Raw genomic sequence first — 13,743 nt, 5'->3', positions numbered from 1 at the left:
AGGGAGTAATACGGGCGAAACAGGCGCGATGGAGGCGATTTCGTACAGGGCATTTCCATGGCACCGTCGCTCAGGTTGTACCAATGCTGCATGCAGTGAATACGCAGCATGGTCTCCAGCGGATAGGGCCGTCGGCCATTGCCCGCCTTGGGATAAAACGGCTCGATGACAGCGGTCATATTCTGCCATGGCAGAATCTGCTCCATGCGGGAGAGGAAAATCTCTTTTCGGGTCTGACGGCGCTTAGTGCTGAATTCACTATCGGCGAAGGTGAGTTGATGGCTCATGATGTCCCTCTGGGATGCGCTCCGGATGAATATGATGATCTCATATCAGGAACTTGTTCGCACCTTCCTTAACAGTGTTGCACTCATCTTCTCACTGATGCCAACCAGGCAAATCGTTATTAAATGCAGCGGCTTCAGGAAATATTCGAACAGCTGGAATAATATCATGAATAATCTTGTCGTTATAAAAATAGTCAAGAGTTTCATCAACCATCCAAGAATGATTTTCATCTATGCGTGGGACAAGGTAATGAATATTAAACCTAACAAGCTTTGACTCAAGCTTGAATGATTTCGTGGCTTCAAGATTTTTCTCACGCCGCTTGTCTGCAACATCCCTTTGTACATCAACATCCATTGCAATATGACCAACACCAACTCCATAATTGGAAATCTGCTTTTCAATTTCTGACAAGTTGTTTGTGATATGTCGAGAGCGTTTCTCAAAAGAAACCTCATTTATACACCTCCATGTTAACAAAGAGGCATATTTTATTTTTGAAATAAACCGAGGATCCCGCTCATCAGGCTGACCAAAAGCAAAAACATTAAAAAAATCATCGCTAAGAGCAGAGCCTTTGAGTAATCTTGCTAATTTAGTATGAAATGAGAGTGACCCATTGGCTTCAACTTCATTTCTAGCAGATTGTAACTTTGATGCTTTTACAAATCCAGTACCATAATCATCATCCCAGTGATAATCTTTCCCATAATAATTACTTAAATGATTTACAAGATAATTCTCTGGAGTGCTAATTACTTCAGATTTATATGTCACATCCATCCAAACGCTCATCCTTTTAGAATGGACGCGACCCTCTACTAGTTTAGCTCTGATGAAATGCGCATTTTCCTCTTGAACTGAATACGGCCCTTTCTGAAGCCTTTTACATTCAACAAAAAATTCACCACCGCCATCTAGACTACATTTGAAATCCGGGGTTTTTGCAATACCCTTACGCTCAGGAATAAATTCGACCTCGTAGCCTATTGCTGCATAGTTTCCTGCAAGAATCAATTCAAACATTGCAGTATCAGGATAAACGGTATTACTCTCAAGCATTCTTCGAGCACGCTCAACAGCGCCAGACACGTTATCCAGGAAATCAACACACAGACCGAGTTGGTACATCCAAGGAATTATATGCGATGCCATGGATATTTCAAATGCTCGTCTATTATCGATTAAAGACTTTGCTTGTGAGAAAAAACCAGCAACAACATCATCTCCATACCAACCTTTATCAAACTGAGCACCAAAATTAGTCTTCTTTGATGTTTCGTTAATATAATTAGTCTGAGCTTGCTCCAGGCGCTTAGAAAATTCGCGGGGATCAGTAGTAGTTTTGGCAAGCCATGTAATCGCTTTTATAACACTAACATTCCACTCAACACCAACATTCATATAATTCCCTCATATAAATTACGAAATAATATGTACAATAAAACAAAAAACTAAGATTTATAATTTTTAACGTGCCATAAAATCTTTTCCGCATATAATTCATACGCTTCTTTCTGTTCAACCAGCCAATCGTGTTTGTTATACACCGCCATCACTCCTCCCAACTCATGCCCCAGCATCTTTTCGGTGACGTGAGGCATAACCCCTTCCCCTGATAAATTCGTCACCAGCGAGCGCCTGAAGTCATGTGTTCGCCACTCTGGTATATCAATTTTATCCCTTAATTTTTTCATATAGAGATTTGCTGACGAGCGATCTATAGGCTTGTCCAGTTCCTGGCCAGGAAACAGAACATCATTTCCAGCATTGAGGAGCCTTTCAACAAAAGGTTTCACCTGGTCAAACACCGGGCGACGGATAACGTTACCCATCTTTGAATGTTCTGCTGGAGTCGTCCAGATAAGATCATCCATATTGAACTCACTGGCAGTAGCAAGGCGCAGCTCTGATAGCCTGGCTCCCCAAAGCAAAAGCAGCTGATGAAGCACCTTGTTGGAGGTAACGATCTTGTTGTTTTCAAGAGCTAACCAAATCTTAGCCAGCTCGGTATACGTCAGAACCCGGCTCCCCACATCAGGTTTTTTACCAATGGTCTTAACGCTAAGCTTCAGGACTTCGCACGATGGGATCAACTGGCGGCTGATACACCAGTTCATGACAGAACGTAGCTGTAGAAGAAGCACCCTGGCCTTTTTGCTGTTCTTCTTTTCCTGCTTATCAAAGAAACGCACCCATGCAGAAACAGGAATGTTAACTACCGGAGCGTCCGGGAATTCTGTGTACATCGTGTTGTACACAACTGACTTGTACAGCGTCTGAGTGTTCGGTTTCAGCGTTTCAACATACTTACTCCACCACTGATCCAGGCACTCTTTTAGAGTCAGCTCACCATCTTCTTTAGCAAAATAATTTTTAGGGTTTAGCCCCTTGAGGTACAATTCGCGCATCTCACCGACGACTACGCGCGCCTCCTTGAGAGACATAGCGGGATAGCGGCCAATGGAGAGGCGAACGGGCTTACCGTTCCATCGATAACGAAACTGGAATGTGATCGTGCCTGTGGGAGTTATGCGTACACTCAGCCCGTCACCATCTGTGACCTCGGCTGCGCCGCTGTATGGCTTAGCATTGATGCTACGAAGTTTGGTATCACTAAGGGCCACGGCTCTGTATCCTGTACACACTGAAATTCTGCATTCTGTACTCAATGTGTACGCAATGGCAAGTGAACGAAGTGATTTTCTAAGCGAATCGATGCGAACGCAAAGGAAATAAAAGGAATGAAATGCTTGATGGTACGGGGAATGATAGGATAACATGCAACACAAGCTGAACGCTTAAAAATCAGTAAGTTCTATGTCCCCTTAGTTAAATGGATATAACGAGCCCCTCCTAAGGGCTAGTTGCAGGTTCGATTCCTGCAGGGGACAATCTGAAGTTCTTTCACACCATTTCAAGTCATTACACAAAACCTCTGAAACCCAGCAATTTAGCACTACTCAGGCCAAATTTTCATTTCATGTCACTTCATGACATTACATCCCTCTGATGGTATCTGTGATGGTATTCGTCGGTTCGATATCCCGATACCATCACCATTCTATAAGAGGCCTACTGCACATGGCTTTAAACGAACTATCACCTAAAAAAATTGAGAACGCCAAGCCTAAGGATGCTGACTACAAACTTACAGATGGTGGAAGCCTTTATCTGTTAGTTAAAAAGAATGGAACCAAGGCGTGGAGAATGAATTACCGCTTTAATGGTAAACAAGCTACGTTAGCATTAGGGGTTTACCCAGATGTTCCGCTTGCAACAGCGCGAAAGCGTCGTGACGAAGCCAGACAACTACTGGCTGATGGCCGTGACCCGCGCGAAGCAAAAAGGTCAGAAAAGGACGAACTGACTTCCCCCACATTCGAGAAAGTAGCCAGAGAGTGGCACAGTGGAACAGTGGGACATCCTGAATGGAAAGAAATTACCCGCGCCAAAATTCTACGGGAAATGGAAAACCATCTGTTACCGGCTATAGGTTCAAAGCCCATTGATACGCTCAAAACCCGTGACCTTCTTCCAATGTTGATTGATATGACCAATCAGGGCATTGGTGCGACCACAGGACGTGTTAAAACCACTATGGGAAGTATCTTTCGTTATGCCGTCCAACGTGGGAGCGTCGATTACAATCCAGCCCATGATCTGAAAGGCGCGATTACCAATCCCAAAGTACGGCATCGCCCTGCCCTACCGCTCGAACGTTTACCTGAGCTGATGACAAGAGCGGTAAATTACACCGGCAGACCATTAACCCGACTGGCGGTTCTCTTTTCCTTACACACGTTCGTGCGTTCCAGCGAACTGCGCCATGCCAGGTGGGAAGAGATCGACATTGAAAACGGTCTTTGGACAATACCAGGGCAGCGGGAAAAGATCGATGGGGTAAAATACTCAGATCGTGGTGCCAAGATGGGCGCGGTACATTACGTCCCGCTTTCCACCCAGGCTATTAAGCTACTGGAAGATATCCAAAAGATCAGTGGTGAATATTTGCTTATATTCCCTGGTGACAGCAATCCTTACAAGCCAATGAGTGAGAACACAGTAAATAAGGCACTGCGAACGATGGGTTACGATACTCAGGCTGATGTATGCCTGCATGGCTTCCGGGCAATGGCCTGTTCTGCTCTGACTGAATCAGGACTTTGGTCACGTGATGCGGTTGAGCGGCAAATGAGCCATCAGGAAAGAAATGAAGTGCGGGCAGCATATGTCCATCTTGCGCAGCACATGCAAGAACGCCGCAGAATGATGCAATGGTGGTCTAATTATCTGGAACTAAATAAGGACGAATTTCATGCTCCTTATGACTTATCAGATATTAACATTATCAATTAAATACTCTTATAATTTAAAACAGAGGTCATAATGCAGCATTCAACAGAGCATGAAAATATATTATTAAGAAATCTATGGATTGATAAAAAAATACCACCATTAGAATATTGTTCATTTGAACGCGCTTCCAGACTATTAGAATGCGAGATTGAAGATTTATTACACCTATACGAAATAGGTACTTTTAATATTGCATTCAAGTCGGATGGACTTGCAGTTAGATTTAATGTCAACTTCCTCAATAACAATCAGACACTTGAAACTGATTTAATTCATCCCGTATTAACTAATCAATCACTAGAGATGGAGTTATCGACTATATGGTATGGGCAGCATGAACGTGGCTGGACCGTCACAATCATCCGATTAACTGAAGCCCCGCCCTCCGTGGCGCTGGTTAATCCTGAATTCAGCTGCGAAGTATTGATACGTCATGACAGCGATAACCAGCTTTCTTCCTGCCCTCTGGCATGGTTTAAACAGCGGTATACGCGCCTGTTTGATGCGCCGCTCTTTAAACCTTCACCAGCTCCGGCAGGCGGTAGTGGCTCCGGCCCGCTGACACTGCATCCGTCTGTGGTATTTACCCGCTGGCGGGAGCGCAGCATACGGCGTTCTGCTGAACCTGACGACAGTCACTATTCAAAATTTCTCTGACAAAACACCGCTGAAAACGGAGTAATCCACGATGAATATTTCAAACGGGCACAATAGTGCTCAGGGCCACACTTTGCCTGAAAAACACAATACCGGTGCTTTTGCCTATGGATTGTCAGAGGACGGTTTCGGAAAGCTGACCCGCGCAAGAAATGCCTGCGACCTGCTCCAGCTTCTCTTTTCTGAATACCCGTCTCAGGTCGGAGCGCTCGATACAGGCTGTGCGCCGGGCGTCGCCGCGCTGATGGAGTACCTGCGGGCAGATTTGACGGATATTGCGCACAGCTGCGCACTGATAGAAGGAGGTGCCAGATGAACCAGCCGCAGGTTTCCATTTTCCCGGCAGAAATGACTACTGCGCTTTACCGACGGGCTATTGCGTCGGCATGGCGGCAGAAAACTCTGAACGAAACCGGCAGCGATCAGTATGGTCCGCACAGCCTGACGGTTGAGCGTATTGAAATGGCCATTGCGCTGCATATCGAATGCGCACTGATTAACGAGTACGGCGAAGCACAGGGAGCCGCTGCTGCGCTGGCGCTGCTGACTGACATGCTGGAGCCGTCACTGCTGACCGCGCCGCCGGTACTGACCGCGCGCGGCTGTGAAGTGATGGCGGAGCTGTACCGCACGCTTCCGGCGGCCTTTGATGACTTCTGCAGCACAGGTGTGGCGCTGTATCAGGGGGAAGTATGACAACACAGACGGTTACGCAGATTTCAGCCGCCGCGCGGGGGAAATGGCCCGTTATTCTGCAGATGCTGCGTATTGATGTACCTGAAAACGGCAGGCACGGTCCATGTCCAAAATGTGGGGGCAAGGATCGTTTTCGCCTCGATGACCTTGACGGGCGCGGGACGTGGATTTGCAGCCAGTGCGGCAATGGTGACGGTCTGGATCTGGTTAAGCTCATGACCGGTTACGGCGTCAGAAAGGCCGCGCAGGAGGTGGCGCAGGTGCTTAATGTGCCGGATGTGCAGGAACTGCCCGTTAAGCCCGCCAGGCAAAAAGCCCCTAAACGCGATATGAGCCTTACCGTGGCGGCGCTGATGAAAGAGAGCCACACGGGAGAAAGCCCCTATCTGACCGGAAAGGGGTTTGCCGGATACCCGGCCTCCCTGACCGGGAGCGTGCAGCATATCAGCGGTAAGGATTTTCCTGCCGGTTCCCTGCTGTTACCGCTCACCACCAACGCCGGAGCCGTGACCGGTGCGCAGCTTATCGCCCCGACGGGTGAAAAAAGCATACTGCCCGGCAGCACGATGAAAGGCGCGTTTGTGGCGCTCAGCCCGTTACCGTCTGAACCGCCGGTACAGGTGGTGATTACCGAAGGTTACGCCACGGCACTGACGGTAAGCCAGCTCACCGCCGGATGCGTAGTGGCTGCCATATCTGCGGGCAACCTGCCCAACGTGGCGCAGTCGCTGCGGGCACGCTGGCCTGAGGTAAAAATTATCATCGCCGGTGATAACGATTTTCAGGACGGGGGCGAGAATCCCGGCAGATCCTTTGCTGAACGGGCGGCAAAAGCCGTCGGCGGCTGGATGACGCTGCCACCGGGAGAGATTAAGGCTGACTGGAATGATTTCCATCGGGAGCACGGTATTACCCGTGCCCGTGAAGCCTTTCGTAACGGTCTGGTGCTGTGCGGGGAGGGCCGCACGCAGCTGCCGCACGGGTTCCGTCTTACCCAGGAATATCTCTGGTATGAAAAACAGGTACAGCGCAACGGTGAGACGGAGATCCAGAACGTCAAAATATGCAATCCGCTGCGCGTGACGGCAATCACCTGCGATGCCGATGGCGGTAACTTCGGGCGACTGCTGGAGTGGGAAGATACGTGGGGTGAGCGCCGCCGCTGGGCGATGCCGATGGAAATGCTGAGCGGCAGCGGTGAGGAGCTGCGCCGGGTACTGCTGGTTAACGGGCTGTCCTATATCAGCACCACCGGCGAGGCCCGCGCCCGCCTGATGGAATATATATCGCTGTGTAAACCGGAACGCCGCGTGACCTGCGTCAGCCGTACCGGGTGGCATGGTCAGGTTTACGTCCTGCAGGATGAGGTCAGCGGTGAAGGTGCGGAAAGTGTCATTCTCCAGACCACTTCCGTGCAGGGGCGCGATTTCCGCGTGTCGGGCACAACGGAGGAATGGCGGGAGCACGTATCCCGCTACTGCACCGGCAATTCCCGCGTGGCGTTTGCCGTCAGTCTGGCTTTTGCTGCACCACTGTTACGGCTGGTTGGTATGGACGGCGGCGGCCACCACCTCAAGGGGGAATCGACGGACGGTAAGACCACCACCATGAAAGCGGCAACCTCCGTCTGCGGCGGGCCTGACTACTGGCAGACGTGGCGGGCAACCGGCAACGCGCTGGAGGGATGCGCCAGCCGCCGCAACGATGCCGCCATGATGCTCGATGAGATCCGGGAGGTGGACGGACGCGAGGCTGGCAATATCGCCTACATGCTGGTAAACGGTCAGGGCAAGGGCCGTGCCGGTACGGACGGTGAGCTGCGCACCCGCAAGCAGTGGCGGCTGCTGTTCTTTTCAACCGGCGAGCTGTCACTGACTGAACATGCGGCAAAAGCCGGGGAGCGTACCTTTGCCGGGATGGAAGTCAGGATGATCCAGATCCCCAGCGATTCCGGGAAGTTTGGCGTATTTGAGGAGCTACACGGCTTCGACAGCGGCAAAGCTCTGGCGGAACATCTGGAGTGGGCCACGTCCAGCTACTACGGTTCGCCGTTCTGGGAGTGGCTGAAAGCCCTGACCGCTGACCTTAACGGGCTGACGGCACAGGCAAAGTTACTGATGAAGGAATATACCGCCGCCCTGACCCCGAAAGATGCGGGCAATCAGGTGGGCCGGGCAGTGAACCGCTTTGCACTGGTGGCGATGGCGGGCGAGCTGGCAACCCGGCTGGGTATCACCGGCTGGCCTGAGGGTGAAGCGCTGCGGGCAACCCGCGTCTGCCTGAACGCATGGCTGAAAGATCGCGGGCACACCGCCAACCAGGAAGATATTGCCGCACTGGAGCAGGTACGCAGCTTCTTTACCGCGAATCAGTACAGCCGCTTTGCTGACTGGCACGACGAGCGTAACCGCCCCGGCAATATGGTGGGCTGGCGCAGGGTGGAGAAAGGCAGTACCGCGCAGGGCACGGAAGCTGTCACCACGTTCTACGTCATGCCGTCTGGCTGGAAAGAAATCTGCAGGGGATTTGACTCGCGCAAGGTGGCACGTCTGTGCGCGGATCGTGGATATCTGCTGCCCTCCACCGATGGCATGCTGCAGACAAACATTCGCCCGCCAGAGATGAATCCCCGCAGGCTCTATGTCTTCAACAGTGAGGTGCCGGGTTAAGGCTTTGCGTGAGTCTTATTTATGAAGGGTAACAGGTGTAACAGGTGGAACGCCAGCCGATCCGCTGTTCCACCTTGTTACCCGCGATGTTCCACCTGTGCTGTAACTATAAATGTTTTACAAAACAAGGCTGTAACACCTGTTCCACCTGTTCCACCGCACCGGGGACATAAAGCAGACTGAAACCGAGGCATTTTTATCTGGCTGGCTGTCATAGCCACGCCTGAATAACCGTAAACGCCCGTTGTGCCAGCCACCACACACTGAGCACCGATAGTGTGCTTGTGTCAGCCACGGCACAATTGACGTAACGAACCAACGCGACAGGAGAAGTCATGAACAACACCGCAGAGAATAACAACCTTTCCACTTTTCCGGCTGTCACGCAGCGGGCACTGGAAACCCTGAACACAGCCAGAAACGTATGGCTTGAAGCACGCCGTCAGCAGAAAGCGGCGGCGGATAATATTGCGACAATCCGCCAGCGCCGCGCTGAAATGGAAGCCACGACAAACGCTTTGAATGAGGAGTGGCGCACGCTGTTTCGTGAAAGTCAGGGCGTTGTCTCAAAAGAAATGAAAAAGCTGCGCACGGAAATTGCGCTGGGACGTGAAACCCTTGAGGATTTTGATGAATTACTGGCTGCGCATGAAAAGGAAGCCGCTTTTTTACCGCAGAAAGCCGGGAAATTAGCCGGGCAGTATATCAGCGCACATAACACCCTTGTGGAAATTCGCGCAAAGCAAATCTGGGAAGACTTCATGCAGTCGCATGGTAAGGCGTTAATCCAGACGCTGAGCCTGCTCAAAACCACAATGGGGCGGGAAGCCAGTGCCGTTGTGGGTGTGGTGAATTCAGTTAATGACCCGGACACAGTACTGAAAAACTTTATTCACAAACATATCACCAGACCGGATCTTACTAACGCTGCGATGCCGGAACAGGACCCTGTGTTTAAACTGGCAGGTGTTGCGCCGGATTATGCTGCCCTTGCTGATTTCCGCAAACTTCCCTCTCCGGCGGCCCTTCATAAAATGAAGGTTCGTCAGGAACGGGCTGAGAAGGAGAAATCAGTATGATGACCCGAGCCACTCCCGACCAGGCGCTTACCGGTTTTCGAAATGCCAGTATTCTGTGGGCCGGACATATTGAGAGCCGAAAAATCGTTGAACAACAAATAGAATCTCTCCTCACTGCCACGGAGAAACCAGCAGATTATGCCCGACAGCTCCAATTACAGCGGGAACGTCTGGATGTGCTGAAATGGCAAATTAACTGTGCTGCACGTGAGTGTATTTACTCGCAGCATTTACTGATGGAGGCCTATACAGAAGACGCTCTCAGCAATTATATGCAGGCGAACGGAGCGGCCCTGACATCTGCACTGGCTCCGTTTCTTAAGGGGCGCGGAGGGCTGGAAGTTGCGTCCCGTATGTTACGCAGTGCCCTGGTTCGCCAGCTCGCCATAACCCCGCCTGAAATTGCGGGGGATTATCGTGTGATTCTGGATGAATCGGGTGTAATACCGGACCCCGTGATGGTTCGTGACTGCCAGAGTACTTACACCCCGGCACAACATCTGCGCTTTCAGCAACGCCTGGATTACATTAACGACATGCAGGAGTGATATTAATGGCACTTAAATGTCCCGAATGCGGTACGACGGCACACGCCAGAACCTCCGCCTATGAAGCGCCATCGGTTAAACGATCATGGTATCAATGCCAGAATCTTGAATGTTCCTGCACATTTACCGCACTGGAAAGTGTGGATACGATAATTATGAAGCCCCGGCGCAATGAACAGGAATCAGACAAAGCACAAATGCCGGAAAAACAACGGCAAACGCTCAATCGCTATGGCTCCGCTTCAAAGCTGTCAAGCCGTCAGCAAATTCCTGTCTGATTAGCAAAAAACACCCACGCAATCCCGATCCAGTACCGGGATTTTTTACGCCTTTTATCTGGCTGGCGTGAGAGCGCATGAGTGCATGCCTATGGCGCATGAAAACGCATGAGTCTCATGCGCCATTTTTGACGCAAAAGCCCTTGTATGGCGGCTTCTGAAACGATTTACGGGGTGCATGAAAACCAGTCTGTTAAGCGAAGCGGGCAGGCGGGCGGGGCTGTTCGCGCCAGCAAACTTAACGTTCAGATAAATTTAAAAAAATCAAAATTTTCTTTCGTTGGGAATGTTAATGTGCGCTACTTGGCGGCACCGACAAGTTCCAAACTTGCTATTGTTCTATTCAACTTGCACAATCAATACATACCGATTAGTTCCATAGCATCAACATCATTTTGGGCACATAGCTCTGAACTAATTTGTAGACGATTTCTTATAAAAAATTATATTTAAGGATAAAGAGAATTTTAACAGAGGTGTTATGTCCAATAAAATTGATGTTTTTTTGAGCAGAGTTAGCCACGTATCACAGTTTGTATTGGTTGCTTTTGCTATTTTTGGCTATTTTTATACAGTAAGGCCAATTTATCAAAAGGAAGTTTTGTCGGAAGACATAGCAAAAAAAGAGGTGGAATTAAGTAAATTAAAAACTGCAATGTTAAGCTCTCAGAAATCTATAGAGCAAAATAAAGCATTGCGAAAAGACCTGGAGGGCAGCATTGCCAAACTTGACTTACAATATAAGGAATCAGAAGAAAAGTTGAACTCTATAAACCATGAACTTAAAAAAACATTAAATGAACTAAATCAGCAAAAGATAATCGCTAAAAGAGCAGTCGATGCAAACAACAAGAACCTTGAATCTGTTTATTGGGAGAATTTCACGGGTCTTGTTGGAGTAGTTTACCTATCCAAGAGTACCGATTTTGTTAACAATACTCTAGGTGACACAAAATCGGCTTATAACACACCTGGTAGTTTATATTTAAATCCTTATGATGCAATTAGTGAAGCACTAAAGGATGGCAACCATAACTTTATATCAAGTTCAGAAAACGTGCCTGAAAATATCCGCCAAAAAATATTAACAAAGATCCGTTGCGCCATTGAAAAAAACAAAGCAACATTAACAACAAAACCTATTGGATATGACGAAAAGATTAGTGAATTAATAAAAACAATAAAGTCAACAAAATCACAAAACGATGAAAATAAAATAATAAAAAATTATAATGCAGAAAGAGAACTGTCATCTTATATCTTCCAGATAAATAAGCAATCAAGGGTCCATGCAATGGATTTCTTAAAAGACATTCAATATATAGACTAATATTGGACATATCACGATGAATACCAATACAAAATTTGATCTATGGTTAATCAGAATAAGTTACATCGCCCAAGTTGGATTGTTTTTTTTGACAACCTTCACAATATTTTATACAGTAATCCCAATATATCAAAATGCAAACTTACAGGAATCTATAGCAAAAAAAGAAGTTGAATACAAACAATTAAAAGAGAAAGAAATAAATTTATATTCAAAATTAAGAAAGGAATACTCTCGAAAGTATGTAATTGATGCGATCTCTAAATGTTCCCCAACTGAAATACTTATGCGTCAACCCTCTGAAGATGATTTAAAGAAAACGCATGATGTTATAATGAATGAACTCAAAACAATAATGAATAAAGATGTAACTGGTTGCTTTGAAGATACTTTCTATAACAATCAGTACATTAAGGAATTGAGTGATAGTGATCAGCAAGATATTCTACATAAAATCAAAAGCTTGCCGCCTTCCATTGCTAAATTACATGAAAAATACGAGGCAGATTTTAATGATAATGCCAAGCTATTACTTATCGGAAAAGAAAGCTCAACAAGATTAAAAAAAGTTGAGGATTTTTTAACAGAAACTGGGAATTATACAGCAACACATAAAAATGATTTTGAGAACTCATACATAGAGTCTGGAGCATTTGATTTAGTTGTAAAGTATGGGTTTGAACTCAATGATCTATTTTCAAAAACCATAAGATACAATTAATTACTAAGTACCCCCGTCTACTTTATAATAGTGGGCGGGGGTACACAAAAAAACAAGTTATGCACGTAAGATATTTTGAGTCAACCATTAAACATAAACCGTATCAATCCTAATATAAACTCGATTTATACTAACAATTATTATAAATCTAGAATAAAAGACTAAAAATAAATTTTTAAACACACTAAATTGTGTCTTTATCCCCATGACATACACGGTTAAGTCGTATTATTTTGATGCCTAATGAACGATTTAAAACCATTCAAGTATGCAAGTCAGAAAAAGACATTAAGAGATCCCTCCCTGCCCTGAAAAACTGGTAACGGGTACCGAGTAGCATTGTATAGTGGCTGAGCTGTAATAGCTTTATTGGGCGTTTTTCGCCGAGATAGTGATTTTTTTGCCGCATTTGCTCCGCCTTTCTTTCACCTCTCTTTTCATCTTTTTGGAGCTATTGAACTTGGCCGTTCTCTGTGGCCTAGATGAGACGTTCATTATCCAATGATGGTATCCTTGATGGTATCAAAAAAATTCAACACCAAAAAAACCATTAAAAAACATAATAATAAATCAAAATTCGATTCCTGCAGGGACACCATGCGCAGCCGCAATAATCTTCTCTCGGCAGCCATTGCAGACAATATAAATCTCCAATCTCCCTTTTGTATCGCCTTCTTAGCCACTTTATCAGGCCGGTCATGCAGTTTTTCCATGACTTTTATTTTGCTCCCCCGCCAGGTAGCGAGGGGAAATGATTTCATCACTAATACCGGCTCAGTCAAAGGTGCTTCTACACCCGTTGTGGCTACCCGGCCTACCATTTTATGCAGCTTCGCTTTCTGCATATTCCAGACTCTGCAGATATTGCAACGCGACCGGGTCGGCAATATATTCAACCTGACCATGATGGCGCTCGACCTCATCAATAATCCGACGAAGCTCAACCCGAAAAAACTCCTTGCGCAGATTAATTTTATTAATGCGATAATTTTCCAGGTGATCATGCAGCGTTTTTTCCAGTGCGGGGGCATCGTCGCAGGAAATCATAGCATGGACGTCAAAATCAAAAGGTCCGCCGCCCACTTAGTTCTTTTACTCGTTCCATAGGCTCCAGCCGT

The 13,743-nt window shown here is 47.3% G+C and carries 13 protein-coding genes, 1 tRNA gene and 2 pseudogenes; 11 read left to right on the top strand and 5 right to left on the bottom strand.

Annotation, left to right across the window (positions count from 1 at the left end; translation table 11 throughout):
- The 3 genes and pseudogenes from HMPREF1024_RS04215 to HMPREF1024_RS04225 all read right to left on the bottom strand — a co-directional run.
- A pseudogene (locus HMPREF1024_RS04215) lies at window positions 1-287 on the bottom strand (transposase); the annotation flags it as partial.
- A gap of 91 nt (window positions 288-378) precedes the next feature.
- Entirely contained in the window at window positions 379-1,692 is a 1,314-nt protein-coding gene (locus HMPREF1024_RS04220) for a hypothetical protein (protein ID WP_009309603.1), read from the bottom strand.
- A 50-nt stretch (window positions 1,693-1,742) separates the two neighbouring features.
- Window positions 1,743-2,915, bottom strand: coding sequence for a site-specific integrase (locus HMPREF1024_RS04225; RefSeq protein ID WP_009309602.1), 1,173 nt, complete (start codon window positions 2,913-2,915; stop codon window positions 1,743-1,745).
- Between the two features lie 195 nt (window positions 2,916-3,110).
- On the opposite strand from HMPREF1024_RS04225, the gene HMPREF1024_RS04230 reads away from it, so the two are divergent.
- The 11 genes from HMPREF1024_RS04230 to HMPREF1024_RS04270 all read left to right on the top strand — a co-directional run bounded on the left by HMPREF1024_RS04230 (window position 3,111) and on the right by HMPREF1024_RS04270 (window position 12,625).
- A tRNA-Arg gene (locus HMPREF1024_RS04230) sits at window positions 3,111-3,182 on the top strand.
- Window positions 3,183-3,372: 190 nt separating this feature from the next.
- Window positions 3,373-4,647, top strand: a complete 1,275-nt coding sequence (locus tag HMPREF1024_RS04235) for an integrase arm-type DNA-binding domain-containing protein (protein ID WP_009309601.1) — start codon at window positions 3,373-3,375, stop codon at window positions 4,645-4,647.
- Window positions 4,648-4,950: 303 nt separating this feature from the next.
- A complete protein-coding gene (locus HMPREF1024_RS29315) occupies window positions 4,951-5,304 on the top strand; it encodes a hypothetical protein (RefSeq protein WP_071986590.1) in 354 nt (117 codons plus the stop codon).
- Between the two features lie 31 nt (window positions 5,305-5,335).
- Window positions 5,336-5,620, top strand: a complete 285-nt coding sequence (locus HMPREF1024_RS04240; RefSeq protein ID WP_009309599.1) for a hypothetical protein — start codon at window positions 5,336-5,338, stop codon at window positions 5,618-5,620.
- On the top strand, window positions 5,617-6,000 hold the full coding sequence (locus HMPREF1024_RS04245) for a DUF5375 family protein (protein ID WP_009309598.1): 384 nt from the start codon (window positions 5,617-5,619) through the stop codon (window positions 5,998-6,000). The genes HMPREF1024_RS04240 and HMPREF1024_RS04245 overlap by 4 nt, the downstream gene beginning before the upstream one ends.
- Window positions 5,997-8,669, top strand: a complete 2,673-nt coding sequence (locus HMPREF1024_RS04250; protein WP_009309597.1) for a DUF927 domain-containing protein — start codon at window positions 5,997-5,999, stop codon at window positions 8,667-8,669. Before HMPREF1024_RS04245 ends, HMPREF1024_RS04250 begins: the two co-directional genes overlap by 4 nt.
- A gap of 335 nt (window positions 8,670-9,004) precedes the next feature.
- Window positions 9,005-9,748 (top strand): hypothetical protein, encoded by a 744-nt coding sequence (locus HMPREF1024_RS04255; RefSeq protein ID WP_009309596.1) that lies wholly within the window; start codon window positions 9,005-9,007, stop codon window positions 9,746-9,748.
- Window positions 9,745-10,296: a phage polarity suppression protein gene (locus HMPREF1024_RS04260; RefSeq protein ID WP_009309595.1), complete on the top strand. Its 552-nt coding sequence runs from the start codon at window positions 9,745-9,747 to the stop codon at window positions 10,294-10,296. The genes HMPREF1024_RS04255 and HMPREF1024_RS04260 overlap by 4 nt, the downstream gene beginning before the upstream one ends.
- Window positions 10,297-10,301: 5 nt before the next feature.
- Window positions 10,302-10,574 (top strand): ogr/Delta-like zinc finger family protein, encoded by a 273-nt coding sequence (locus HMPREF1024_RS29305; RefSeq protein ID WP_009309594.1) that lies wholly within the window; start codon window positions 10,302-10,304, stop codon window positions 10,572-10,574.
- Between the two features lie 481 nt (window positions 10,575-11,055).
- Complete coding sequence (locus tag HMPREF1024_RS04265; RefSeq protein WP_009309593.1) at window positions 11,056-11,904, top strand: hypothetical protein; 849 nt, start codon at window positions 11,056-11,058, stop codon at window positions 11,902-11,904.
- Window positions 11,905-11,920: 16 nt separating this feature from the next.
- The gene (locus tag HMPREF1024_RS04270; protein ID WP_009309592.1) at window positions 11,921-12,625 is read left to right on the top strand and encodes a hypothetical protein; all 705 of its coding nucleotides are present in this window, start codon (window positions 11,921-11,923) and stop codon (window positions 12,623-12,625) included.
- A 494-nt stretch (window positions 12,626-13,119) separates the two neighbouring features.
- On the opposite strand, the gene HMPREF1024_RS04275 is transcribed toward HMPREF1024_RS04270, so the two are convergent.
- Together HMPREF1024_RS04275 and HMPREF1024_RS31840 are read right to left on the bottom strand one after the other, a co-directional pair.
- Window positions 13,120-13,470, bottom strand: a complete 351-nt coding sequence (locus HMPREF1024_RS04275; protein WP_009309590.1) for a hypothetical protein — start codon at window positions 13,468-13,470, stop codon at window positions 13,120-13,122.
- Window positions 13,448-13,743 (bottom strand): annotated as a pseudogene (locus tag HMPREF1024_RS31840) (GIY-YIG nuclease family protein); the annotation flags it as partial. The pseudogene HMPREF1024_RS31840 and the gene HMPREF1024_RS04275, both read right to left, overlap by 23 nt.

This window comes from Klebsiella sp. 4_1_44FAA, assembly GCF_000238715.1.
Lineage (GTDB): Bacteria > Pseudomonadota > Gammaproteobacteria > Enterobacterales > Enterobacteriaceae > Klebsiella > Klebsiella pneumoniae.
The sequence above is the reverse complement of the archived record's forward strand: the minus strand, read 5'-3'. Positions and strand labels throughout refer to the sequence as shown.

Bases quoted from the DNA above. Each gene is read 5' to 3' on its own strand.
- HMPREF1024_RS04220 (WP_009309603.1), bottom strand. From the start codon at position 1,692: ATGAATGTTGGTGTTGAGTGGAATGTTAGTGTTATAAAAGCGATTACA.
- HMPREF1024_RS04235 (WP_009309601.1), top strand. From the start codon at position 3,373: ATGGCTTTAAACGAACTATCACCTAAAAAAATTGAGAACGCCAAGCCT.
- HMPREF1024_RS29315 (WP_071986590.1), top strand. From the start codon at position 4,951: ATGGAGTTATCGACTATATGGTATGGGCAGCATGAACGTGGCTGGACC.
- HMPREF1024_RS04240 (WP_009309599.1), top strand. From the start codon at position 5,336: ATGAATATTTCAAACGGGCACAATAGTGCTCAGGGCCACACTTTGCCT.
- HMPREF1024_RS04245 (WP_009309598.1), top strand. From the start codon at position 5,617: ATGAACCAGCCGCAGGTTTCCATTTTCCCGGCAGAAATGACTACTGCG.
- HMPREF1024_RS04250 (WP_009309597.1), top strand. From the start codon at position 5,997: ATGACAACACAGACGGTTACGCAGATTTCAGCCGCCGCGCGGGGGAAA.
- HMPREF1024_RS04255 (WP_009309596.1), top strand. From the start codon at position 9,005: ATGAACAACACCGCAGAGAATAACAACCTTTCCACTTTTCCGGCTGTC.
- HMPREF1024_RS04260 (WP_009309595.1), top strand. From the start codon at position 9,745: ATGATGACCCGAGCCACTCCCGACCAGGCGCTTACCGGTTTTCGAAAT.
- HMPREF1024_RS29305 (WP_009309594.1), top strand. From the start codon at position 10,302: ATGGCACTTAAATGTCCCGAATGCGGTACGACGGCACACGCCAGAACC.
- HMPREF1024_RS04265 (WP_009309593.1), top strand. From the start codon at position 11,056: ATGTCCAATAAAATTGATGTTTTTTTGAGCAGAGTTAGCCACGTATCA.
- HMPREF1024_RS04270 (WP_009309592.1), top strand. From the start codon at position 11,921: ATGAATACCAATACAAAATTTGATCTATGGTTAATCAGAATAAGTTAC.
- HMPREF1024_RS04275 (WP_009309590.1), bottom strand. From the start codon at position 13,470: ATGCAGAAAGCGAAGCTGCATAAAATGGTAGGCCGGGTAGCCACAACG.